At 72.1% G+C, this 23431-nt stretch carries 17 protein-coding genes; 5 read left to right on the top strand and 12 right to left on the bottom strand.

What is annotated here, in order from left to right:
* Positions 1 to 23: 23 nt before the first annotated feature.
* On the bottom strand, positions 24 to 551 hold the full coding sequence (locus tag ABZZ74_RS07715; protein WP_356762395.1) for a DoxX family protein: 528 nt from the start codon (positions 549 to 551) through the stop codon (positions 24 to 26).
* Between the two features lie 160 nt (positions 552 to 711).
* Complete coding sequence (locus tag ABZZ74_RS07710; protein ID WP_356762394.1) at positions 712 to 2001, bottom strand: hypothetical protein; 1290 nt, start codon at positions 1999 to 2001, stop codon at positions 712 to 714.
* A gap of 187 nt (positions 2002 to 2188) precedes the next feature.
* On the opposite strand from ABZZ74_RS07710, the gene ABZZ74_RS07705 reads away from it, so the two are divergent.
* The gene (locus ABZZ74_RS07705; protein WP_356762393.1) at positions 2189 to 3070 is read left to right on the top strand and encodes a DUF4429 domain-containing protein; all 882 of its coding nucleotides are present in this window, start codon (positions 2189 to 2191) and stop codon (positions 3068 to 3070) included.
* Positions 3071 to 3087: 17 nt separating this feature from the next.
* Here the strand turns inward: ABZZ74_RS07705 and ABZZ74_RS07700 are convergent, their stop codons facing one another.
* On the bottom strand, positions 3088 to 3882 hold the full coding sequence (locus ABZZ74_RS07700) for a class II aldolase/adducin family protein (RefSeq protein WP_356762392.1): 795 nt from the start codon (positions 3880 to 3882) through the stop codon (positions 3088 to 3090).
* A gap of 140 nt (positions 3883 to 4022) precedes the next feature.
* Between ABZZ74_RS07700 and ABZZ74_RS07695 the strand changes: the two genes are divergently transcribed.
* Positions 4023 to 4496 carry a pyridoxamine 5'-phosphate oxidase family protein gene (locus tag ABZZ74_RS07695; protein ID WP_356762391.1) on the top strand — a complete coding sequence of 158 codons (474 nt, stop codon included), beginning with the start codon at positions 4023 to 4025 and terminating at the stop codon, positions 4494 to 4496.
* Positions 4497 to 4514: 18 nt separating this feature from the next.
* Here ABZZ74_RS07695 and guaA read toward each other — a convergent pair whose 3' ends face one another.
* Entirely contained in the window at positions 4515 to 6089 is a 1575-nt protein-coding gene (gene guaA / locus ABZZ74_RS07690) for a glutamine-hydrolyzing GMP synthase (RefSeq protein WP_356762390.1), read from the bottom strand.
* 335 nt (positions 6090 to 6424) lie between these two features.
* Here guaA and ABZZ74_RS07685 point away from each other — a divergent pair, with 335 nt between their 5' ends.
* Positions 6425 to 6679, top strand: a complete 255-nt coding sequence (locus ABZZ74_RS07685) for a chorismate mutase (protein WP_240863518.1) — start codon at positions 6425 to 6427, stop codon at positions 6677 to 6679.
* 597 nt (positions 6680 to 7276) lie between these two features.
* Here the strand turns inward: ABZZ74_RS07685 and ABZZ74_RS07680 are convergent.
* Positions 7277 to 8428, bottom strand: coding sequence for a hypothetical protein (locus tag ABZZ74_RS07680; protein WP_356762389.1), 1152 nt, complete (start codon positions 8426 to 8428; stop codon positions 7277 to 7279).
* Positions 8429 to 8654: 226 nt separating this feature from the next.
* On the opposite strand from ABZZ74_RS07680, the gene ABZZ74_RS07675 reads away from it, so the two are divergent.
* Positions 8655 to 9674, top strand: a complete 1020-nt coding sequence (locus ABZZ74_RS07675; RefSeq protein ID WP_356762388.1) for a hypothetical protein — start codon at positions 8655 to 8657, stop codon at positions 9672 to 9674.
* A gap of 100 nt (positions 9675 to 9774) precedes the next feature.
* Here ABZZ74_RS07675 and ABZZ74_RS07670 read toward each other — a convergent pair whose 3' ends face one another.
* The 4 genes from ABZZ74_RS07670 to ABZZ74_RS07655 form a co-directional block, all read right to left on the bottom strand.
* Entirely contained in the window at positions 9775 to 11550 is a 1776-nt protein-coding gene (locus tag ABZZ74_RS07670; RefSeq protein ID WP_356762387.1) for a GMC family oxidoreductase, read from the bottom strand.
* A 30-nt stretch (positions 11551 to 11580) separates the two neighbouring features.
* Positions 11581 to 13194, bottom strand: a complete 1614-nt coding sequence (locus ABZZ74_RS07665) for a succinic semialdehyde dehydrogenase (RefSeq protein ID WP_356762386.1) — start codon at positions 13192 to 13194, stop codon at positions 11581 to 11583.
* A gap of 152 nt (positions 13195 to 13346) precedes the next feature.
* Positions 13347 to 15053 (bottom strand): protein kinase, encoded by a 1707-nt coding sequence (locus ABZZ74_RS07660; RefSeq protein WP_356762385.1) that lies wholly within the window; start codon positions 15051 to 15053, stop codon positions 13347 to 13349.
* A 48-nt stretch (positions 15054 to 15101) separates the two neighbouring features.
* On the bottom strand, positions 15102 to 16007 hold the full coding sequence (locus tag ABZZ74_RS07655) for an MBL fold metallo-hydrolase (RefSeq protein WP_356762384.1): 906 nt from the start codon (positions 16005 to 16007) through the stop codon (positions 15102 to 15104).
* 102 nt (positions 16008 to 16109) lie between these two features.
* Between ABZZ74_RS07655 and ABZZ74_RS07650 the strand changes: the two genes are divergently transcribed.
* Complete coding sequence (locus ABZZ74_RS07650) at positions 16110 to 17003, top strand: AraC family transcriptional regulator (RefSeq protein ID WP_356762383.1); 894 nt, start codon at positions 16110 to 16112, stop codon at positions 17001 to 17003.
* Positions 17004 to 17013: 10 nt separating this feature from the next.
* Here the strand turns inward: ABZZ74_RS07650 and ABZZ74_RS07645 are convergent, their stop codons facing one another.
* The 3 genes from ABZZ74_RS07645 to ABZZ74_RS07635 form a co-directional block, all read right to left on the bottom strand.
* Positions 17014 to 18651 carry a serine/threonine-protein kinase gene (locus ABZZ74_RS07645; RefSeq protein ID WP_356762382.1) on the bottom strand — a complete coding sequence of 546 codons (1638 nt, stop codon included), beginning with the start codon at positions 18649 to 18651 and terminating at the stop codon, positions 17014 to 17016.
* A 67-nt stretch (positions 18652 to 18718) separates the two neighbouring features.
* Positions 18719 to 20425 (bottom strand): serine/threonine-protein kinase, encoded by a 1707-nt coding sequence (locus ABZZ74_RS07640; protein WP_356762381.1) that lies wholly within the window; start codon positions 20423 to 20425, stop codon positions 18719 to 18721.
* Positions 20426 to 20599: 174 nt separating this feature from the next.
* Positions 20600 to 23356, bottom strand: coding sequence for a protein kinase (locus ABZZ74_RS07635; RefSeq protein ID WP_356762380.1), 2757 nt, complete (start codon positions 23354 to 23356; stop codon positions 20600 to 20602).
* Between the last annotated feature and the right edge of the window lie 75 nt (positions 23357 to 23431).

Here is a 23431-nt window from a genome sequence, read left to right as displayed (position 1 = left end):
CGGTAGCCCCCGCCGACCAGGAGCTACCGGTAACCTCCCGCCCGTGTTCGCCGCGCTCGGAGTGCGGCATCCAGGGAGAAGACGGGGGCTCCCGCCAGGACGAGGGGGAGCCAGGCCATCAGGTAGGCGAGGTCGTTGCCGTAGTAGTACGGGTCCGACGCCCAGCTCACCGTCAGCCACAGGCTGAGCGAGATCAGTGCTCCGCCGAGGGCGGCGAGGCGGGCGAGCAGGCCGATCAGGGTGCCGATGCCGACGGCCAACTCGCCGAAGGCGATGGCGTAGCCGAAACCGGTCGGGTTCTTCAGCGCCAGGTCGACCAGGGCCGGAATGGCGGACGAGTCGCGAACGGACCGCATGGTGTCACCGATGGAACCCGCGCCGGAGGATTTCATGAAGGCGCTGTTGGTGATCTTGTCCAGGCCGGCGTAGATGAAGGTGACGCCGAGGAAGATCCGGAGTGGAAGGAGGGCGTAGCGGGTGGCGCTGTCGCGCCAGTTCCGGTCGCCGTCGAGATAGGGGGTGTGCGTGTCCGTGCGTATGCCGTGAGTCATCACTGTCGCCTCTCGCCCGTGTGCCGGGGCCCCTTGAAAAACGGTACGTACGTCGGGGGCCGGGCGCTCAATGTGTTCGTGCCGATTTCTGACGGAGTGCGCGGGATCGAACAGCGCGTCCGCGTCGACAAGTGCCGTTCCCCTCACGGCGTCACATGAATCACTCGGTCACGTCGACCGCGTACCGGTTCGTCTCCACCCCCGCGGCCGTGACGACCTGCACCTCGACCCGGCCCGGTTCCACGTCCGCCGGTACCGGGACGGTGAGGACCGCGTCGGTCGGGTTGCTGAAGCCGCCGCTCACCGGGACGAGGGGGACGTGGACGTTGACCGGGCCGATGCGGACGACCATGCGCGACAGCCGGTCGGCGCCCTGGGCGCCCGGGGGCACGAAACCGGCGCCGCGGATCTCGATGTCGTCGCCGGTGCGGATCGGGGCGTCCAGGTCGCCGGCCTCCCGGGCGCGGACGACGGAGAGGATCACCGGGCGGCCGCCCTCGGCGTACTTGCCGGCCAGATAGGTCGCCGCCGAGACCAGCACCACCACGGCCAGTCCCCAGGGCAGGTCGGGCAGCTGGTCGGGGCGCCGGGCGAGCCGTACCGCGGCGAACAGCACGGCGACGGTGCTGATGACGACGTACTGGATGTCGGCGAAGCTGCCGCGGCCCGCGTCGTCGGTGAGCAGGTCGGCGGCCCTGGGCCGGTGCGCCCGTACCTTCTGCAGGCGTTGGGCGAGGACGCGCAGTCCGACCACGCGGCGCACCAGGACCGCGATCCCGCAGACCACCGCCAGCACGGTCACCACACCGGCGGCGCGGGCGAGTTCGAGGCCGGAGATCAGCGCGTCCCGTTCCGCGTGGTCGGAGGCGGCGGCCAGGCGGCCCACCAGCACCAGGACAGCGAAGGCGACGAGGAGGACCCAGGCCGCGGCCACCGTGCGGGAGGTGGAGAGACGGTTGTCCTCGCCGATGACCGGGGCCAGCGCGCCGCCCCGGGCGCGGTGGAACCAGGAGGCGGCCGTGAGCACACCGGCGGTCAGCAGCGCCGCCAGCAGTCCGGCCGTGCGCGCCGCCGTCCATCCCGCGCCGATCGCCGTCAGGGACTGCACCAGCAGCAACACCAGCACCAGGGCCCACACGGTGATGGTCGTACGGAGCCACAGCCGGGCCAGCCAGGCCTCGCCCTCGGCGCGGCCGCGTTCGGCGACCAGTTCCGCGGACTGGCTGAGCTCCTCCGACACCCACTGGCGGGATGCCTGCGCGGAGTGGGCGACCGCGGCGGGCACCCCCTGTCCGGCCGCGAACCCGTCGCGCATCAGCAGGAACTCGGCGACCGCCCGCCGATGTCCCTCGCGCGCCCCGTGCGGGCAGTCTCCGCAGGTGCAGCCACCCGCGTGCGCCCCTCCCGGCGCGCCCATGTCCGCCCCGCCTCTCGCCTCCTGCACCGCCACGCCCGACGCCCGCCTTCCGCACGATCCCATCGACCGGCGGCCCCCGTCCGGGGGTCGGCCGCCGTCCTGCAACTCCCCTGTGATGCCAGCGAATTGTGCCCTACGCCACCCCCTCCTCGTCGGCCAGGTCTGGTCAGCGTGGGTGAAGCGGGGGCCGCCGTGTTGACCCGGCTGCGAGAATTTCCCTATGGCCGAGATCATCCAGCGCGACGGGACCTGGGCCTTCGACGGCACCACGGTCAGGATCACGCCGGGCCTGCACCGCTCCGTGCCGCTGTTCCGGCAGACGTACGGGGAGGTCGCCGTACCCCTCGAGGCGATCGCGGGTGTGGTCTTCGAGCCCGAGCGCAAGCGGGGGCGGCTGCGGATGCGGCTGCGCGAGGGGGCGGATCCGTTGCTGCAGGCGACCGGTGGGCGGCTGCCGGACGCGGCGGATCCGTACCGGCTGCTGGTGGACGTGGACCGTTCCGGGGTCGCGGAGTACGTGGCGGAGGAGATCCGGCAGGCGCTCCTGCTGGAGCAGATCCCCAAGGAGCCGACCAAGGCGTATCTGCTGCCGGGTCCGCCGGTGCCGGTCTCGGTCCGTTCCTCCGACGGCACGGTCTCCTTCGACGGCACCCAGGTGCGCCTCGACTGGGCCGACACCTCGGACCGGGTCAAGCGGGCGACGGGGCCGCGGATCATGGCCGTCGGCGATGTGGTGCAGGTGGAGTGGCTGCCCAACTCCGGTTACGAGGACGGCTTTCTGCGGTTCGTGACCCGGGAGACGGTGTTCTCCAAACTGCCGCCGGAGAAGGACCCGTACGCCCTGGACCTGTGGGGCAGCGCGCGGCGCGATCTGCTGACCGCGCTGGTCGCCACCGCGGTCACCGCGCGACTGCCGCATCCGTCCACCCGGGGCGGCGGCGAGCTCGCCGGCCGCCGCCCCACCGGCGCCGTCCCGCCGCCGGCCGACCACCACGACGTACTGCTGCGCAGGTTGCGGGAGTTGGGCGAGCTGCACCGGGACGGGGTGCTCACGGACGAGGAGTTCGCGATGACCAAGGCGGCGGTGCTGCGCGGTTTCTGAAGGCCCGCGACACCCCCCTACGACAGCAGGTCCGGTTCGCTGCGGCTGATGTCCTGCCACAGGGGCTGGTAGTTGATCCAGGCGACCAGGTCGCCGCCGAGTTGTTCGCGGGTCGCGACCGCGAGCCGGTGGTCGATGAGGAGGGGGCGGCCGGCCGCCTTGGCGGTCAGCTGGACCTGCGCGGAGCGTTCCATGGACAGGAACCACCAGGCCGCCGCGTCCACCGAGTCGCCGACCGTGAGCAGGCCGTGGTTGCGCAGCACGAGCGCCTTGCGGGTGCCGAGCGCGGAGGCGATGCGGCGGCCCTCCTCGGCGTCGACGGCGACGCCGGTGTAGGCGTCGTAGAGGGCGTGGTCCTCGTAGAAGGCGCAGCTCTCCTGGGTGATCGGGTCCAGGAGCTCGCCGAGCGCGGACAGGGCACGGCCGTTCACCGAGTGGCAGTGGGCGACGGCGACGACGTCCGGGCGGGCCGCGTGCACCTGGGCGTGCACGGTGAAGGCGGCCTGGTTGACGTGGTAGCGGCCCTCGATGACCTGCCCGTCGGAGTTGGCGAGGACCAGGTCGCTCACCGTGACGTGCTTGAACGGCATACCGAACGGATTGACCCAGAAGCAGTCGCTGTACTCCGGGTCGCGCGCGGTGATGTGGCCGGAAACGCCGTCCTCGAACCCGTACCGGCCGAAGATCCGCAGCGCGCCCGCGAGCCGCTCCTTCCGGTGCCTGCGCTCGTCGTCGACCGAGTCGTGCATCGGCGGCATGGCGAAGCGCAGCCGATCGCTGGGCAGCGGAGTCGGTGGGGTCGGCCCGGGCATGTGGTCCTCCGGCACTGGGTTGCTTGACGAGGCGGAAGTTACCCTCGGTCAGCGCAGGAGAACAGAGCTGTTTTGTAAAGATGACGCGCGCAGCCGATACACGACAGAAGATGTCCGGTATCGGCGGCACCCTGGGTCGTATGGCATGGAACTGGGCGGCTTTCAGCGCCGCCGAACCCGAGTTCGCGAAGACCGCCGAGGAGCGCTTCGGAGCCTTCACCCATCATGTCCTGGCCACGCTCCGGCAGGACGGTTCCCCGCGTACGACCGGTCTCGAGGTCCGTTTCCTCCAGGGTGAGCTGTGGCTCGGCATGATGCCGGACTCGCTGAAGGCCCTCGATCTGCGCCGCGACGCGCGGTTCGCGCTCCAGGCGAACCCCGGCGAGGGGCAGACCATGGGCGGGGGCGACGTGCGGATCGCCGGGCGGGCGGTCGAGGTCGAGGATCCCGCGGCGAAGGCCGCATACGGCGAAGAGGTGGAACCGCCGGAGCCGTTCCACCTCTTCCGCACCGAGCTGACGGAGGTCGTGCGGACCTACGTCGAGGACGACACGTACCTGGTCGTCCAGGTCTGGAAGCCCGGTGAACCCCTGCGGACGATCAAGCGCACCTGATCGTCCGCGTGCGGGGGCCTACTCCCACTCGATCGTGCCCGGCGGCTTCGAGGTGACGTCCAGGACGACCCGGTTGACGTCGCGCACCTCGTTGGTGATCCGCGTCGAGATCTTCGCGAGGACGTCGTACGGCAGACGGGACCAGTCGGCCGTCATGGCGTCCTCGGAGGACACCGGGCGCAGCACGATCGGGTGGCCGTAGGTGCGGCCGTCGCCCTGGACGCCGACCGAGCGGACGTCCGCGAGCAGCACCACCGGGCACTGCCAGATGTCCCGGTCGAGGCCGGCCGCGGTCAGTTCCTCGCGGGCGATGGCGTCGGCGTCCCGGAGCAGGTCGAGCCGCTCCTTGGTCACCTCGCCGACGATGCGGATGCCGAGGCCGGGGCCCGGGAACGGCTGGCGCTGGACGATCTCCTCCGGCAGGCCCAGCTCCTGGCCGACCATCCGGACCTCGTCCTTGAACAGCTTGCGCAGCGGCTCGATGAGCTGGAACTCGAGGTCCTCGGGCAGGCCGCCGACGTTGTGGTGGGACTTGATGTTGGCGGTGCCGGTGCCGCCGCCGGACTCGACGACGTCCGGGTAGAGGGTGCCCTGGACCAGGAACTCCACCGCCGGGCCCTCGTCCGCGATGATCTCCGCCTGGGCCTGCTCGAAGACCCGGATGAACTCGCGGCCGATGATCTTCCGCTTCTCCTCGGGGTCGGACACACCCTTGAGCGCGGTCAGGAAGCGCTCCTCCGCGTCGACGACGACCAGCTTGACGCCGGTCGCGGCCACGAAGTCCTTCTCGACCTGCTCGGTCTCGCCCTTGCGCATCAAACCGTGGTCGACATAGACGCAAGTCAGCTGGTCGCCGATGGCGCGCGCCACGAGGGCGGCGGCCACGGCGGAGTCCACGCCGCCGGACAGACCGCAGATGGCGCGCTTGTCGCCGACCTGCTCGCGGATGGCCGCGACCTGCTCCTCGATGACGTTCCCGGTGGTCCAGTCGGGGCTCAGGCCCGCGCCCCGGTACAGGAAGTGCTCCAGGACCTGCTGGCCGTGCGTGGAATGCATGACCTCGGGGTGGTACTGGACGCCGTAGAGCTTCTTCTCGTCGTTCTCGAAGGCGGCGACCGGGACGACGTCCGTGGAGGCCGTGACGACGAAGCCCTCGGGGGCGGCGGAGCAGGCGTCGCCGTGGGACATCCACACGTGCTGCTCGGCGGGGGTGCCCTCGAAGAGGGTGGAGGACGCCTTGGACACGTGCAGGTCGGTGCGGCCGTACTCGCGGGCGCCGGTGTTGTCGACCGTGCCGCCGAGGGCCTGGGCCATCAGCTGGAAGCCGTAGCACATGCCGAAAACGGGGACGCCGGCCTCGAAGAGCTCGCGGTCCAGGCGGGGGGCGCCCTCCTCGTACACGGACGAGGGGCCGCCGGAGAGGATGATCGCCGCCGGGTTCCTGGCGAGCATCTCCGCGACCGGCATGGTGCTCGGCACGATCTCGCTGTAGACCCGGGCCTCGCGGACGCGACGGGCGATGAGCTGGGCGTACTGCGCGCCGAAGTCGACGACCAGGACGGTGTCGGTGGCGGCTGGGGTCGCTGATGACACGGGGTGCCTTCCGGCGGTTGGGCGAGGGCTGTGGTACCGAGTCTAACTGGGTTGGCGTGGGTGACCTCGCCGCCTCTGGGGGCTGCCGCCCCCAGGACCCCGCTTCCGCCCTGAACGGGCCTCGTCCTCAAACGCCGAACGGGCTGATGTATAGTCCCCGGCATGCTTCAGCGCTCGACGTTTACCTATGGCAACCGGCCCACCGGCTGCCATGGTCGTGCTGCTTGAGCCACTGACAAGCGACTTCCCCAGGCGCCCCGGGCCGACAAGGTCCGGGGCGCCTGGTGTTTTCCGGATCCTGTCGACTCGGGGCACCCCTCACCGAGGAGCCCGACATGACCACCACACCGGAAGCGACCATCGCGGACGCCCGGGAGCGCATCGACGCGCTCGACGACCGGATCATCGGTCTCATCCAGGAACGGATGGCCGTCTCCGCCGTCGTGCAGCAGACCCGTATCGCCTCCGGCGGCCGGCGGGTGCACCTGTCCCGCGAGATGGAGATCCTCGGCCGCTACCGCGAGGCGCTGGGCAAGCCGGGGACGCCGCTTGCGATGACGCTGCTCGAACTGTGCCGCGGTCGCATCTGAGTTCGGGCCCTTCTCACCCGTACGGCGCGTGACCGCCCCGTGAACCGCCTCGTTGGTGGGGTGTCCGCGCCAGCCAGGGGCGGGCCCGAAAGAACCACGCGTGGCTTGCTGGAGCGATGAGACGCACGGGTCGTGCCGTGCGTCGTGGGACCTCGTTCCAGGGTCGTGACCGGACGGCAGGGGACAGCAGCCCGGTCACCCAAGTAAACGGTCGGCTCCGGGGACGCCCGGGGCCGACCGGCGGAAACTGCAAAAATGCACAACCCTGGGTCAAACGGTTGCGGAGGGCGCGTCCATCCAGCACGATGCCTAGAAAGCCCCCAAGTCCCATCGCAGACAACCGCATTGCCGTGTCCTTGCGGAGTGCCAGAGGTCCAGACCATTCGTGCGCCGCTTGTGCGCCCGGTCGGCGACCCGGGGCACTCGGGACCACCAGGGCGCACTCAGGACCAGCGGCGCAACCCCCCGGCGCCGCTCCCCGGGCACCGGCGCTGCCCTGACGTCGGTGCTGACGGAGAAGGGCCCCGCGGCCTCAAGTCCCGCGGGGCCCTTCGCATGCCGGGTACGGCGTGTGCCCGCCCTGCCGCGCGTGCGGTACTAGGTGCGGCTCAGCGTTCCGCAGGAGTCCGCCTGGCCGATGGGGCGGCTGCGGTCGTACGGGTCGACCGACGGGCCGGTCGGCGTGGTGCCGTCGGTGGGCGCCCGGGACGGGAACTGCGGGTGCAGGTAACCGTCGTAGACGTCGCAGGAGGTGTTGCCGCCGTCCTCGTCGTAGTTCAGCAGGTTCAGCCGGCCGGGGGTGACCCGGTAGTGCACGGGGTCGGGGAGTTCGGCGTCGATGACGCGGCGCACGATGGTGCGGGTGACCTCGTCGGAACCGTCGGCGGGGGCGACCGGGTAGACGAAGGTGTAGTCGGCGTGCACGGCGACCCCGGCGAAGTCGCCCTTCTTGAAGGTGATCCGGCCGCGGACCTTGATGACCTTCCCTGCGGGCTTCACCTCCTTCGGGTCGAACCGGCTGAACAGGGACAGCGGGTCGTGGTGCTTGCTGGGCGTGCGCAGGGCCGTGTCGAGGTCGTCCAGCAGCTTCGGCTGCTTGGGGTCGAGCACCGAGAGGGCCGCCTCGGGGCGGCCGCCGGCCACCACCTTCGGGTTGAGGTTGGCGTCGACCAGCAGCTTCCTGGTCTGCTGGAGGGCCAGTTCGACCCGGTCCTTGGGGATCGAGCCCAGCGCGGTGGCCTTCGGCAGCACGATGCCGGCCTCGCCGTCGGCCCACTGCTGTGCCGGGGATCCCGCGAACGGGCGGGCCAGGGTGGGCACTTGGGGGTCCGCGGCGGAGGGCGGCGCGGTGGGCGGCGCCGTCTCCTCGGGCAGCGGCGAGGCGGCCGCGTCCGACGTGCCGGAGCCGAAGGGGTCGCCGGGGATCAGCGACGGCTTCATCGCGACGACGGCCACGGCGGCGGCGAGCAGCACGGCGAACACCGCGCCCACCCGGCGGCGCCTGCGCCCGCGCCCGTTCATCTCCTGCCAGGCCGGCCCGGTGCGCCAGCCCTCGGGCTCCTTCCCCCGCGCGTCCTGCTCGCGCAGCCGCTCGGTGACCATACGGGCCCGCGCGGACGGCTCCTTGGGCGCGGACCTGAGGTCACGTTCGCTGTCCTGGAGGAACTTCTCCCAGACGTCGTCGGGTATGGAGGGTTCCCCGCCGGAACCCGATCCGGATCTCGGCTCGTCGGACGGTCTGTCGGCCACGGCGCGAACGCCTTTCTGTGAAGCGTGACATGGGATGCGTGACAAGCGCACGGGTTGCGGCACGGTGGTGTCGAGCAGGAGAGCGTACGTGACGCAGGGCACATAAAAAATCTGTGAAGGTAAACACAACCATTCACCCCGGTCACGGATCCAACTTCACGAACCAAGGGCCACAACCCGCGCCCCACACGCGGAGCCCTCCACACTGGACTCCCTTGAGGTCTTGATGAAGCTTCGCCGTGCCATGGGCGTGGCGGCCGCGACGGCCGTCCTGGCTCCCCTTGCCCTGCTGTCCGCTCCGGTCGCGTTCGCGGACGGAACCCCGGAGACGTCGACGAGCAGCCCGACGGCGCCGGAGAGCACTGCGCCGGAGACCACCCCCGCGGCGCCGGAGACCACCCCGGCCGCCCCCGAGACCACCCCGGCGGCGCCGGAAAGCACCCCCGCCGCCCCGGAGAGCACCCCCGCCGCCCCCGCGAGCTCCCCGGCCGCCTCGCAGAGCAGCTCCACCTCCCCGTCGCCGAGCCCCAGCGAGAGCTCCCCGGGCGGTGCCGAGCTCTGCGTCGACGAGAACGGCGACAGCACCGCCGAGCTCAGCGCCGACCTGAAGAGCGGTCTGTCCGGTCTGCCCGACACGATCGTCGCCGGAAGCGGCTGGGTGCCGTTCTCCTTCAACGTCACCAACCACGGCGACACCAAGATCAAGGACATCAAGCCGCTGATCGGCGTCGCCGCCGTCGGCTGGGAGGACGCGAAGGACTACTCGGGACAGATCAAGGTCCAGGTCCTGGACAAGTCCTCCGGCACCTGGAAGACGATCGCGGACGCCGCGGGCGAGGGCGGCACGTTCACCGCGTTCTCGCTGGACGCGGGCAAGTCGGTCTCGTACCAGCTGCGCCTCAGCGTCTCCGGCAAGGTGCCGGACTCCCTCGGTCTGACCGGCGGTCTCGCCGAGTACGCTGACGACCAGGGCTGCTGGGTCGCCGACGACCCGAACGGCTGGGTCTACTTCTTCGACATCCTGGCCGCCGGCTCCGACGCCGGTAAGCCCGGCGACGCCAAGCCGCAGACGGGTGGCCGCAAGCCGCTGAAGGACGTCAGTGACGTGTCCGCCACCGGCAGCCTCGCCGAGACCGGCTCCAGCTCCGCGCTGCCCGTGATCGGCCTGGTCGGCGGTGTCGCGGTCGTCCTCGGCGCCGGCTCCGTCGTCGTCGCCCGGCGCCGCAGGGCCGGGTCGGACGCATAACCGGAACCGGAAAACCCACCGCAAGAAAAGTGAAGGACCCGCGCTCGGAGGGGAGCGCGGGTCCTTTCCTGTCCGATGCCGGAGCCGTACCGGCGTGGCCCTACGGCTTGGGCGGCACCGCCGGCATTCCCAGGAACGGCAGCCTCAGCGCGCCGAACGCCTCCGCGGGGACCGCCGGACTCATCGGCTCGACCGGCTTCAGCCGCTCGTACGCCGCTCCCTGCTCCGGACGCGGGTCCGCCTCCCCCTTGTTGGGCCAGTACGACATCGCCCGCTCGGCCTGCGCGGTGATGGTGAGGGACGGGTTCACGCCCAGGTTGGCGGAGACCGCGGCGCCGTCCACGACCGAGATGCCGGGGTGGCCGTACAGGCGGTGGTAGGGGTCGATGACACCGGTCTCGCGAGAGGAGCCGATGGGGCAGCCGCCGAGGAAGTGGGCGGTGAGGGGGGTGCCCATGAGCTCGCCGACGTTGGAGCCGGCGAAGCCGTTGATGTCGGCGGCGATCGCGGACGCGGCCTCGGAAGCCGCCTTGATCTGCTTGGGGTTGGGGGCGCCGTGGCCCTGGCGGGCGGTGAGCAGTCCCTTGCCGACGCCGTCCGGCTTCAGGTACGTCGTCAGGGAGTTGTCCAGTGACTGCATCACCAGGCCGATGATGGTCCGCTCCGACCAGCGGCGGTTGGAGAGGGAGCGCAGGACCAGCAGCGGGTGGCGGGCGGCGCTCCTGAGCCAGGCCAGCACCCTCGACGAGCCTTCCGCGTACGGCACTTGGAGGATCGACAGACCACCCATCGAGTTGGAGCCCTTGCCGTAGCGGACCGGCTCGATGTGGGTGTTCTCGTCCGGGTGGACGGACGAGGTGATGGCCACGCCACGGGTGAAGTCGACCTGCGGCGCGCCGGTGGCCTTGCGGTAGCGCCGGTTGTCGGTCTGCGCACCGACCAGGGCTTCGGAGTTGGTGCGGGTCAGCTCCCCCAACCTGTCCGAGATGTAGGGCAGTTGCCCGCCGGCCTTCATACGGTGCAGCAGGGTCTGGGTGCCGTAGGTGCCGGCGGCGATGACGACCTGGCGGGCCCGGAAGGTACGGCCCTCGGCGCTGCGGTCGTCGGTCGGCAGGGTGGCGACCGCGTACCCGCCCTGCGAGTCGTCCGTGACCGACACGACCGTCGTCATCGGGTGCACGACCGCGCCCGCCTTCTCGGCGAGGTAGAGGTAGTTCTCGTTGAGGGTGTTCTTCGCGCCGTGCCGGCAGCCGGTCATGCACTCGCCGCACTCGATGCAGGCGTTGCGGGCCGGGCCCGCGCCGCCGAAGTAGGGGTCGTCGACCTGCTGCCCGGGGGCCGCCTTCACCTTTCCCTCGGCGTCCTCGCCGTCGCCGAAGAACACGCCGACCGGCGCCAGGTGGAAGGTGTCGCCGACGCCCATCCGCTCCGCCGCCGCCTTCAGATGGACGTCGGAGGGGGTCATCGTCGGGTTGAGCCGTACGCCGAGCATGCGCCGGGCCTGGTCGTAGTACGGCTTCAGCTCTTCCTGCCAGTCGGTGATGTCCCGCCACTGCGGGTCCTCGAAGAACGGCTTCGGCGGGACGTAGAGGGTGTTGGCGTAGTTCAGGGAGCCGCCGCCGACACCCGCGCCGGCGAGGACCATGACGTTGCCGAGCAGGTGGATGCGCTGGATGCCGTACATGCCGAGCTTCGGCGCCCAGAGGTAGTTCTTCAGGTCCCAGGAGTTCCTGGGCAGGCTCTGGCGGGTGAAGCGGCGGCCGGCTTCCAGGACACCTACGCGGTAGCCCTTCTCGGTGAGGCGCAGGGCGGTGACGCTGCCGCCGAAGCCGGAGCCGACGACGATGACGTCGTAGTCGTGGGTGTCCTGGGGCACGTGCTCTCCTCGTTGAGAACCGAAGCGTTCCTACTTGAAGCGCAGAGCCTTCATCAGCCGCAGGCTCCGGCTCATGAACTGCGCGTACTGCTCGTCGTCCATCCCCAGCGACGGAGCCATCGGCAGCAGCCTCTGCTGGGCGACCGTCTGGGCCTCGGTGTACTTGAGGATGCCCTCGGAGCCGTGGCGCCGGCCGAGCCCGGAGTCCTTCATGCCGCCCATCGGGGACTGCACGCTGCCGTAGGCGGGGGCGTAGCCCTCGTTGACGTTGACCGTGCCGGTGCGCAGGCGCGCGGCGACCTGGCGGCCGCGGGCGCCGTTCTTCGTCCAGACCGAGGAATTGAGGCCGTACGGCGTGGAGTTGGCGTGCTCGACGGCCTCGTCGTCGGTCGTGAAGCGGTAGACGGAGACGACCGGACCGAAGGTCTCCTCCGTGCACACCGCCATCGGCTCGGTCACGCCGTCGAGGATCGTCGGCTCGAAGAAGTACGGGCCGATGTCCGGGCGTGCGACACCGCCGGCGACGAGCTTCGCGCCCTTCGCCACCGCCTCCTCGACGTGCCAGGTGACCGTCTCCAGCTGCCGCTCCCCCACCAGCGAGCCCATGTCGGCGCCGTAGGCGAGGGACGTGCCGAGCCGCATGGCCTTGGTGCGGGCGGCGAAGCGCTCCAGGAAGGCGTCGGCGATCGACTCGTGGACGTACAACCGCTCGATGGAAATGCACAGTTGGCCGGCGGAGGAGAAGCAGGCGCGGACCGCGCCCGCGGCCGCCTTCTCGATGTCGGCGTCCTCGAGGACCAGCATGGCGTTCTTGCCGCCGAGTTCGAGGGAGACGCCTACCAGCCGGGCGGCGGCGCCCTGGGCGACCTCGCGGCCGGTGCGGGTGGAGCCGGTGAAGGAGACGTAGTCGGCGTGCCGGACGACCTCGGGGCCGACGACCGGGCCCTCGCCGAGCACGACCTGGAAGACGTCGGCGGGCAGCCCCGCCTCGATGAGCAGGTCGCGGGCCCACAGGGCGGTGAGGCAGGTCTCGGTGTCCGGCTTCATGACGACGGCGTTGCCCGCGACGAAGGCCGGCAGCGCGTCGCCGACGGAGAGTTCGAGGGGGTAGTTCCAGGGGGCGATCTGGCCGACGACCCCGCGCGGGTGGCGCAGCTCGGTGACCTTGGTGAGGGTCGGTACGGCGCCCGTGTGCCGCTTCGGCTTCAGATACGCGGGTGCCTTGCGGCCGTAGTGGCGGGCGGCGACGGCGACGGCCTGCACCTCCTCGTGGGCGTGCAGCCGGGCCTTGCCGGTCTCCAGCTGGATCAGGTCCAGGACCTCGGCCTGACGCTCCAGGACCAGGTCGTGGAGGCGCAGCAGGACGGCCGCGCGCTGCCGTACCGGCGTCTGCGCCCACACGGCCTGGGCCTTGCGGGCAGCCTGGAAGGCCTTCTCCACGTCCTCGGGCGTGGACTCCGGCAGGTCGGCCAGCTTCTCGCCGGTGAACGGCGTGTGGTTTGCGGTGCGTCCGGAGCCGACCACGCCCTTGGTGAGCTGGGCGACCAGCTCCGGGGTGACCACGTCGGAGGCGGTACGGGCGCCCTCGGGCGCGGGGGCGAGGGGGTTCGTGCCGGTCTTGGCCGGGGCTTGCGCGTCCGTCATGAGCCGCAGGGTATTCCGGTACCGAAACTTTGGGTACCCGTCGGTAACGCGGCTTCACCGAGTACACACACACCGCCAGTGGTCACTGGCAAGGTTTGCGCTGATCAGGGCGTTGGGCGGGGACGGCGGGCGAGGGTTCGGGCTTTTCCGGTTCAGCCCTTTCCGATCCGCAGGCGCTCCCGCGCGCCTTTGAAGACGGCGGTGCCCCGCTTCTCGTCCGGGGTGCCCTTGGGCATCTGCACCTGGAGCTGGTACATCCGGTCGTCGGCGGTGCGGACGACGAGCTGGAGCCCCCGGACCGGTTTACGGTCCTGATCGTAGGTGACGTCGGCGAGGGCGGCCTGGTCGCCGTGGAAGGTGGTGGCGGTGTACTGGCCCGCGGTGCGCTCGTGCCCCTCCATGCCGATCGCTGTCTTGCGCGCCTCGGTCATCGGGGCGGCGGGGGCCTTGGTCCACTCGGTGAAGTGGACCGAGATGACCTCATCGGCGCCGTCGTTGTAGATGCTCCACCGTGGGTCGTCGCCGGGTTTGTCCGTCCCGTAAAGCTTCTGGTACCCCTTCGGCAGATAGAGCACGGCGTCCGTCCCCGTGTCCCGGTGCGCGGTCCAGGCCGCCGCACTGGGCGTCGCGCGGGCCGGTGTCTCGGTGAGGGTGGCGGTCTGCTCGGAGACGCCCGCGTCCTCGTCGGATCCGGCGAAGTACGAGGTGCCCCACCAGGTCCCGCCGACGAGGAGCGCGGCGACCGCGGCGAGCGGGACGGGACGGACACGGAGGGCCCGCTTCGGGGCGCGCGGGACACTCGCGGTGTCCGGCTCTTCCGCGCCGCCGGACGCGCTCACCGTCCCGGGCGGCGGCCCGGCGGACGGTTCGGCATCCGCGTCCGGACCCGGGTGCGACCCCGGGTCCGGCCCCGGGTCCTGGGGCTTCGCCCCCAGCCGTACGGTCCCCGCGTCGTCCGCGAACCCCCGCAGCAGCCCGACGTCCTGAGCCCTCGTCACCCGTTCCTCGACCCGCGGCACCGGCCACCCCTTTGCCACCGCCTCCAGCACCTCCCCGGTCTCCTCCGGGCCGGGCCGCTGCTCGGGGTCCTTCACCAGGAGCCCGGCGATCAACGGGCCCAGCGGGCCGGCCCGGCGCGGCTCGGGCGGATCGGCGGTGATGACGGCGGCCAGCGTCGACTCCACCGCCGTACGCCTGAAGGGGGACGCGCCCTCGACGGCCGCGTACAACAGCACGCCCAGTGACCACAGGTCGGAGGACGGCCCGGCGCCGCGCCCCGACATGCGCTCCGGCGCGACGAACTCCAGTGAGCCGACGAACTCCCCGCTGACGGTGAGGGATTCCTCGCCCTGGACATGGGCGATGCCGAAGTCGGTGAGGACGACCCGGCCCTGGGGACCGAGCAGGACGTTCGCGGGCTTCACGTCCCGGTGGACGATCCCGACGGAGTGCGCGGCACGCAGCGCGCCGAGGACGGCGAGGCCGATCCGGGCGGCCTCGACGGCGTCGACCGGGCCGCGCCGGAGCACCTCGTGCAGGGACTCCCCGCGCACCAACTCCATGACGATCCAGGGCAGTCCGTCCTCGTCGACCACGACGTCGAGAATGGAGACGGCGGACGGATGGTCGACGCGGGCGGCGGCGCGGGCCTCGCGGTAGAGGCGGTGGGCGGCCCGCTGGTGCTGCTCGTCCTCCGGGTCGCCCGGCAGCCGCGGCTGCTTCACGGCGACGTCCCGGTCCACGAGTTCGTCGTGCGCCTCCCACACGGTGCCCATGCCGCCGGAACCGATGCGCCGGGTCAGCCGGTAGCGCCCGCCAAGTACCCGGCCCACGCGCGTCTGTTCGCCGCCTGCACTCATGTCCCATGAGTACCGTGCGCGGCGGCGACTTGTCGACGCGGGGCCGGGTCACGGTGTCCAGGGCGCGAAGACGAGGGCCTCGCCACGGCGTCGCACCTCCGCGACCCCCGAGCCGCCGAAGTGCGCCGGGATAACCAACTCGCCCTGATCGGCGGCTCGTTCGAGCACCCGGCGACGACTGACGGCGGCGCCCTCGGGGTCCAGGCAGAGGCGGCTGCTGCACTCGGGGTGCGGGATCTGGACGGGGTTGTGCAGCAGGTCACCGACGAACGCGGCGCGTTCACCGCGGGAGGCGACCCGCAGGACGGACGAGCCCGGGGTGTGGCCGGGCGCGGACTCCAGGGTCAGATGTTCGTCGACGCGGTGCTCACCGTCCCAGAGCACGGCCTGCCCGGACCGGTGGACCGGCGCGATGCTGTCCTCGTAGGTCAGCCGGTCGTCGGGGCGCACCGGGCCGCCGTACGCGCCCTCGGGCCCGAAGTGGCGGTCGTCGGCGGCGGGAAGCAGATAGGTGGCGTTGGGGAAGGTGGGCGTCCAAGTGCCGTCCACGTCATGGGTGTTCCAGCCGACGTGGTCGCCGTGGATGTGGGTGTTGACGACGAGGTCGACGTCCTCGGGCCGCACCCCGGCCCGCTCGAGGCGCTTCGGCAGTCCGACGCCCTGCCGCTGGTGGAAGAGCGGGTTGCTCGGCCGCTCCCGCCCGTGCCCGATCCCCGTGTCGACGAGCACGGTCCGCCCGCCGCTGCGCAGCACCCAGGTCTGCACCGCCACCACGGCCCGGTCGCTCTCCGGCTCCCAGTGGTCCGGGACCAGCACCTCCCGGTTCTCCCGCCACACCTCGGGTCCCGCGCCCGGGATCAGCTCCCGGGCCGGCGCGAAGGGCGCCTCCCACTCGACGACCCGGACGACCTCGACGTCCCCGATCACGAAACGCTGTGCGCTGTCTTCAGTCATGTCATCGACGGTAGGCGGCACGAATGAGCATTCCAATGCCTGTCTGACTCCATCGAATACGCGTACGTCTCATCCGCGATCCGACCGGCATACACTCGATCCATGGACGTGGTGAGCGACGCGATCTCCGCCGTGCGGATCGGGCAGCCCTCCTCGAACCGGCTGCGGGTGGGCGGCAGCTGGCGCACACGGCTCGCGCCGTACGAGGGGGCGGGGTTCCATGTGGTCCTCGCCGGTGGTTGCTGGCTGCGGCCCGACGGAGGCGGCGAGCCGGTGACCCTGGGCGCCGGTGACGTCGTACTGCTGCCGCGCGGGGCCGGGCATGTGCTGGCGGACTCCCCGGGGGACACGGCGGGGGCGGTGCCCTTCGAGGAGATACGGACACCGCCGCACGGGCCGGACGGGCGTGAGGTGGAGCTGCTGTGCGGGAAGTACCGCCTGGACCACAGCCGCGTGCACCCTCTGCTCGCGGAGCTGCCCGACGTCGTCCATCTGCCCAACCGGGTCGGCGCCCACCCCGAACTCCGTTCCGCCGTCGACCTGTTGGCCCGTGAGCTGGACGAGCGGCGCCCGGGAGCCTGTCTCGCCCTGCCGAGCCTGCTCGACCTGCTGCTGGTCTACATGGTCCGGGCGTGGATGACCGAGGCCTCCGCGGGGGTGTGGCCGGCGGTGCTGAGCGACCCGGTCACCACCGCGGCCCTGCGCGCCCTGCACTCCGATCCGGCGGCCCCCTGGACCAACGACCGGCTGGCGGCGGAGGCGGGCGTGTCCAGGGCGACCCTGGCCCGCCGCTTCACGGCGCTCGTGGGGCGCCCTCCGATGGCGTACCTGACCTGGTGGCGGCTGACCCTGGCGGCGACCCGGCTGCGGGACACCGACGCTCCCCTGGCGGCGGTGGCGCGGGAGGCCGGGTACGGCACGCCGTACGCCCTGTCGCACGCCTTCAGCCGGGAGTTCGGGGTGACCCCGGGGCGGTTCCGGGCCGCCCGGTCCTAGGGCCGGCGGGTCAGCCCCCGGGTCGTGCCACGAACGTGTCCACCGCCACGTCGAAGTACTCCTTGGCCTCCCGCACCTTGCCGACCGGCGCCGACACCCAGACGTCGTACATCCGCCCGCCCTCGTCCCAGCACAGGTCGTAGGTGTGCCGGGGGCCCTCCGCCGCGCTGAAGCCGTTCCAGGTGAACTCCCAGAGGGCGGCGGGGTGTCCGTCGTGCTCGGTCGACGTGACCTGCCCGTCGTGGTAACCGGGGTTGGTGTCGGGCCCCTTGGCCGCCGAGCGCTTCATCACCGCGAGCGGACCGTCCGCATCCGGGTCGGCGACCTTGATGCCGAGACGGAAGGTCTCCCCCGGCGACAGGTAGAAGACCCGCTCCCCCTGCGGCGAACGCGTGAAGCCCTCCGGCACGGCGAGCGAGAAGCCGCCCGGATCGTCGGCGACGCGGTAGCCGGAGGGGGCGGACGGACGCGTCGCGGCGGAGCTGGGGCTGGAACGAGCCGTGGGACTGGAACTGGGACTGGAACTGCCGCCGGCGCCGCTCGACCTACTCGGGGACGGCGAGGGCGAGGCGCTCACCGACGTCCTCGGCCCCGAACCGGCGGGCGTACGGCCCGCTTCGTCGTCCCGGTTCATCAGCAGCGCGGCCGCCGACACCCCCGCCCCCGCCATCGCGGCGACCAGCAGCGCGGCCACCAGCACGCCCCGGGTGGAGCGCCGGGTCTCCACCGTGGGCGGCGACGGGGGCGCGGGGGCGGGTGGCGGCGGGCGCGGCACGTTCCGCTGGGTGGGCGTGTAGAGGGACGGCTGCGGGGTGCGGCCGAGGTCGCGGAAGGCACGCAGCATGTGTTCGGCCTGCGCGGCGCCGAGCCTGCGCTCCGGGTCGCGCTCCAACAGGCCCCGTACGACGGGCAGCAGCGGCTCCGCCTGCGCGGGCGGGCGGATCTCGTCGAAGACGACGGCGTGCAGGATGCCGCCCAACGAGTCCCGCCGGAACGGGGATTCACCGCTGAGCACCGTGCACAGCAGCGCGCCCAGCGACCACAGGTCGGACTCCGGGCCGGTCCTCGCCCCGGACATCCGCTCCGGGGCCGTGTACTCGGGCGAGCCGACGAAGGAGCCGGTCTCGGTGAGGGTGGTGGCGCCCGCGACCTGCGCGATGCCGAAGTCGGTGAGCACGACCCGGTCGGAGCCGGCCTCCATCAGCACGTTGGCGGGTTTGATGTCCCGGTGCAGCACACCGGCGGCGTGCGCGGTGCGCAGCGCGCTCAGCAGGCCGATGCCGATCCGCGCGGCCTCGTCGGCGTCGACCGGGCCGCGCGCGGAGATCCGGTCGGCGAGCGAGCCGCCGTCGATCAACTCCATGACGATGTACGGGCGTTCGTCGTCCTCGACCACGTCGTGCACGACGATGATGTGCGGGTGCCGCAGCTGGGCCACCGCCCGCGCCTCGCGCAGGGTGCGGTCGCGCCGTTGCCGGGCCTCCTCGTCGGAGAGCGTGTCGTCGAAGGGGAGTTCCTTGACCGCCACCTGCCGGCCGAGCAGCTCGTCGGTCGCCCGCCACACCACGCCCATGCCGCCGCGTCCGAGCCGCGTCTCCAGCCGATACCGGCCCGCGACGACACGGACGCCTTCCCCCTCGGTCCCCATGGGCCCCATCATGCCCCACCGGAGGAACCGGCTCCGGGACACCGACCGGCCAACTCCCGCACACCGCCTACGGGGCGGTCTTCTCCTGCCAGCCCTGCAGCACCGCCTTGAACTGCTTGTCCGTCGTCGCCCAGTCGGCGGCCGGCGAGGACATGTAGATCGCGTACTCGGTGCCCTCGCGGGACATGTACGTCTCCTCGATGGCGCGCCGCGGCCCCGGGAACTTGGTGTCCTTGGCCTGCGCGGTCCACGTGTACTCCCATACCGAGCCGTCCCGGTCGCGGTAGAGGTTCCGCTGCAGCTGGACGCGGTGGTAGGCGACGAGCCGCTGGAGCTGCTGCTCCAGGTCCTTCTGGTGCTCGTAGGCGCTGTTGAAGTCCGGCGAGGTGTCGATGGCGATGCGGACGAAGTGCTTGCCGCCGTCGGGTGTGTAGTCGACCTGCCGCAGGGGCCCGGAAACGCCGACGACTTGCCGCTTCCAGCCCTTGGGCAGGGAGACGGTGAAGCCCCAGGGATCCTTGTACGGCGTCCAGTTGGCGGGATCGGTCCCGCCCGTGCCCCCGGTCGGCGAACCCGTCGGCGACGGGTCCTGCGAGGACGACGAGCCGGAGTTGTCCGAGCCACGCCACTCGTCCCACTTCGCCAGGCCGAAGGCCACGCCGTTGGCGAGGATCGCGGCGAGGGCTATGACGAGGACGACGGCGCGCAGCCGCCGCCGCTTGGGCCGGGCGGCGGGAGCGGTTGGGCCCATACCGTGCGGGCCCATACCGTTCGGACCCATACCGTTCGGACCCATACCGGTCGGCCCGATCGCCGTGACCCCCGTCATGGGCGGGTACGGCGTCACGGAGCCCGTGGGCGGTGTCGCACCGTTGTGGGTGTGCGAACCAGTGCCGGGCTGGGTCTCGTAGCGGTTGCCCACATGTTGGGTCGGCACATAGACCTGCGCCGTGCTGGGGCGCCGCCCCTCCGCCGCCTCGGCGAGCATCTGCTCCGCGTCGGCCGCACTGGGCCGGGCGGCCGGGTCCTTGTGCAGCAGGGCCGCCATGACGGGCCCGAGCGGGCCGGCGTACTGCGGCTGGGTGGCCTCTTCCTCGACGACCGCCTGCATCGTGGACAGCGGCGAGGTGCGGCGGAAGGGTGAGCGGCCCTCCACCGCCGTGTAGAGCGTGGCGCCCAGCGCCCACAAGTCGGAGGCGGGGCCCGGGTCGTGGCCGCGGACCCGCTCGGGGGCGAGGTAGTCGACCGAGCCGACGACCTCGCCGGTGCGGGTGATGGTCGTGTCGCCCTCGATCTGGGCGATGCCGAAGTCGGTGAGCAGCACCCGGCCGTCGTGCCCGATGAGCACGTTGCCGGGTTTGACGTCACGGTGCAGCACGCCGGCGGAGTGCGCGGCGCGCAGCGCCCGCAGCACCCACAGCCCGATCCGCGCGGCCTCGGCGGGCTCGACGCGCCCGCGCTCCTTGACCGCGTCGGCCAGCGAGTAGCCCTCGACGAGCTCCATCACGATCCACGGCCGCCCGTCGTGCTCCAGCACGTCGTGCACCGTGACGACTGCGGAATGGTTGATCCGCGCCGCGGCACGCGCCTCCGCGCGCGTACGCGCGAGCAACCGCTCCCGGTCGCCCTCGGAGACGTAGAGCGCGGCGGTCAGCTCCTTGATCGCGACGGCCCGGTGCAGCACCTCGTCGTGTGCCCGCCACACGCGGCCCATGCCGCCGCTGCCGATGGAGTCGGCGAGCCGGTAGCGGCCCGCGACAAGCTGGCCCTGCATCTGATTCACGTTGCCCCGCAATGGTCTTGACAGGGTCAGACTAAGGACCTGCCCGCTCGCTGGGAACCACGGGGGTGCCAAGGTGACACCACTGTGACGGTTGTCGCTTCGGCCGCGAGAAGTGAACCTCAGGGCGTCCGGCACGTTACGACGCCGTGGATCACGGAGAGTGACTCACTTGGTGTAGGCGTAGGTGGAGTACGCCTGCTCGTACAGCTTGGTCACCTCGTCGCGCTGGGACTCCGGGCCGCGCACCTGCACGACGTGGTACCGCCCGTCGATCAGGATCGCGAGATTGCGGACGTACAGATCGTGTCCGCTGCCGTCGGTCCAGGTGAACTGCCCCTCGGCCATGACCCGCGTGCCCACGGTGATGGTTCTCAGCCCGCTCGCGGTGGCCCAGCTGGAACTGCGGTACGGCTGCAGTTCGTGCTCCTCGTCGCGCTGGTACGCCATCGGATCGCTGCCGTACGTCACGGCGCCGTCCCGCCCCGGCACGACGATCAGCTGGAAGTCGCCCTTGGAGTAGACGACCTGGTTCCAGGCGTTCTTGTCCGCCCGGCTCCACCCCTTGGCCACGGCGACCTGGAACCCCTCGGGGTCCTTGCGCAGGGTGAACCCGGCGGCGATGTCGGGGTCGGTGGTCTGGGTTCCGGTGGCCCCGGCGGAGGTCGAGGGGCTCTTCTCGGGCGTGGGCGAGGACTTGGGGGACGGGGACTGGCCGCCGGTGCTCTTTCCGGACGGCTGAGGCGCGGGACTGACGTCCCCGGCCGCTCCGGTCCGCTGCCCGCCCGCGGCACCGTCGTCGCCGGCCTTGGGCATGAACAGCATCGCGTAGGCGACCGCGCCCGCGAGCAACAGCAGTATCAACAGCAGCAGTGTCCTGCCGAGTCGTCGGGGGGACTGCGCCTGCTCCTTGGCCCGCTTGTGCCGGCCGTGCGGGGAGGTCGCGGGCAGCCCGGCGCGCCGCCTGCGCACCAGTTCGCCGCGCCGCCGGATGATCGGCAGCCGGTTCGGGTCGGCGGGCGGCGCGGGGACCACATGCGTACCGGCGTCCGGTTCGGGAGCCGACCGCACCAGCGAACGCAGCCAGCCCCTGAGTTCCTCGAACTCCAGCCGCTCGGTCGGGTCCTGTCGCAGCAACGACTCCACGACCGGCCTGAGCGGCCCGCACTCCTCGGCGAAGGCGGGCGGCTCGGCACAGACCATCTGCACCAGCTCGGCCGTCGACTCCTCGGGGTAGGGCGCGTGTCCCTGGACTGCCCTGAAGAGCAGGGCTCCGAGCGCCCACAGGTCGGTCGCCGGCCCGATGGGCGCCGCCAGTTGCCAGTTCTCGTGCACGGGCCCGGCCTGCTCCGGCGCCCACCGTTCGGTGACGGGCCCCACGACGGCCATCCGAGCCTGCCGCGCCCGCTCCGCCTCGAGAGCCGTGGTGGGCCCACGGGACGGCACGGGGGTCTTGGCCAGCAAGTCGTTCCAGTGGGCGGGCGGTCGGGGAGCACCGGTGTCCGACTGCGGGAGGCCGGTCGCGGGGGCCGCACCCAGGTCGTGGGCCGAGGTGCCGGGCGCGCCAAAGGGGTCACCGGTGCCAGGACCCCCGTTGTGGGCGCCGTTTTCCGCATACGTGCCGCGGCCGTTGTCGCCCCCGGAGGGCAACGCCGCCGGACCGTCCTGCTCCAGGGAGCCGTTGCCGGGCCCCCCGGGCACCGGAGTTCCTCCGGCTCCGGGACGACGGGAGGCGCCGTGCCAGGGTGCTCCGCCCACCCCGTACGGGTCGGCTATCTGCCCCGGCGGTACCTGGGGCGCATGCTCGACACCCTCACCCGAGGGATACGGCTGTGCCGTGCCGTTGGCCTGCGTCGCGGGGTCCGACTCGGGGGCCGGGCGGGCGCCGGGCAGGGCTGTGCGGCCGTTCTGTGCCTCCTGGACGCGGGCCGCGGCACGGGCGCCCGCCCGATAGGCGGCGATCGCCCCGGCCCGCGCGGCCCTGATGTCCCCACCGGTCTCCAGGGCCTTGGGCACCACGGCCCCCGACCCACCGCTCCCGTGGGCCGTGTCCGCCTCGGCACTCGGCAGCCCGCCGGCCGTGCGCGCCCTGATCGCGGCACTCCGGGCGGCCACGGGATCGACGTCACCGAGCCCGCCCGGGGAAGTCCGCGCACCCTGTCCGCCGCGCCCCCCGGGACCGGCCTGTCCGCCGAGCACGCCGAAGGTCCCCGTACCGCCGGAGGCCTCAACTCCGCCGTACCCTCCGGCGTCTCCCCGGCCGTCAGCCGGTGCGCTGCCCGGCGGTCCTTCGTCGTCCGGGGCCGGTACCGGGTCGTAGCCGCACAGGGCCTCCTCCGCGGCGCCGACCGCGAGGCCCGTCAGCATCACACGGCCGTCGTCGCAGACGAGGACCGTGCGGGCGGTGATGTTCCGGTGCACCCAGCCGTGCGCGTGCAACACCCGCAGCGCCATCAGGACGTCGGAGGCCACCTCGGCCGCCCGGTACGGAGGCAGCGGCTTCTCGGCGAGGAGCGCCGCGAGCGGCCGCGCGGCCACCAACTCGCTGACGATCCACAGCGACCCGCCCTCGGCGAACACGTCGAAGACCTGGTCGAGCCGAGGATGATCGGGTATGCGCGCCGCCGCCTGGGCCGCCTCGACCGCCCGCCGCACCGCGGGGTCCGTTGGCCTGCGGACGCCACCGCGCGCCGACGGGCGCCGACTCCCCCGGTCCCAGGGGTCACGCGCCGTGAACCCGTCCGGCAGCCCCTCCGCGTCGAGCACCTCCGCCTCGACGACCTCCGGCAACGGCACCTGCCGCACCAGGACTTCCTGTCCGCTGTAGGTGTCGAAGGCCCGGGTCTCGGTGAGTTCGTACTCGTCGGACGGCGGCAACGGCAGGCGGTAGCGGTCGGCGAGCACCCGACCCGCATAGTCGTCCACGCTGCCTCCCTCGGCCGCCCGGTCGGTCAATTCCGTTCGCCCTGTGCCCTGTTCCGAACGCATACCTGGATGCGT

The sequence above is a fragment of the Streptomyces sp. NPDC006476 genome, from assembly GCF_040612015.1.
GTDB lineage: Bacteria > Actinomycetota > Actinomycetes > Streptomycetales > Streptomycetaceae > Streptomyces > Streptomyces griseorubiginosus_B.
This window is presented reverse-complemented; position numbering and strand designations above follow the sequence as displayed.

Coding starts and splice junctions, on each gene's coding strand:
- ABZZ74_RS07715 (WP_356762395.1), bottom strand. CDS start 551: ATGACTCACGGCATACGCACGGACACGCACACCCCCTATCTCGACGGC.
- ABZZ74_RS07705 (WP_356762393.1), top strand. CDS start 2,189: ATGGCCGAGATCATCCAGCGCGACGGGACCTGGGCCTTCGACGGCACC.
- ABZZ74_RS07700 (WP_356762392.1), bottom strand. CDS start 3,882: ATGCCCGGGCCGACCCCACCGACTCCGCTGCCCAGCGATCGGCTGCGC.
- ABZZ74_RS07695 (WP_356762391.1), top strand. CDS start 4,023: ATGGCATGGAACTGGGCGGCTTTCAGCGCCGCCGAACCCGAGTTCGCG.
- ABZZ74_RS07685 (WP_240863518.1), top strand. CDS start 6,425: ATGACCACCACACCGGAAGCGACCATCGCGGACGCCCGGGAGCGCATC.
- ABZZ74_RS07675 (WP_356762388.1), top strand. CDS start 8,655: ATGAAGCTTCGCCGTGCCATGGGCGTGGCGGCCGCGACGGCCGTCCTG.
- ABZZ74_RS07665 (WP_356762386.1), bottom strand. CDS start 13,194: ATGACGGACGCGCAAGCCCCGGCCAAGACCGGCACGAACCCCCTCGCC.
- ABZZ74_RS07660 (WP_356762385.1), bottom strand. CDS start 15,053: ATGAGTGCAGGCGGCGAACAGACGCGCGTGGGCCGGGTACTTGGCGGG.
- ABZZ74_RS07655 (WP_356762384.1), bottom strand. CDS start 16,007: ATGACTGAAGACAGCGCACAGCGTTTCGTGATCGGGGACGTCGAGGTC.
- ABZZ74_RS07650 (WP_356762383.1), top strand. CDS start 16,110: ATGGACGTGGTGAGCGACGCGATCTCCGCCGTGCGGATCGGGCAGCCC.
- ABZZ74_RS07645 (WP_356762382.1), bottom strand. CDS start 18,651: ATGGGGACCGAGGGGGAAGGCGTCCGTGTCGTCGCGGGCCGGTATCGG.
- ABZZ74_RS07640 (WP_356762381.1), bottom strand. CDS start 20,425: ATGCAGGGCCAGCTTGTCGCGGGCCGCTACCGGCTCGCCGACTCCATC.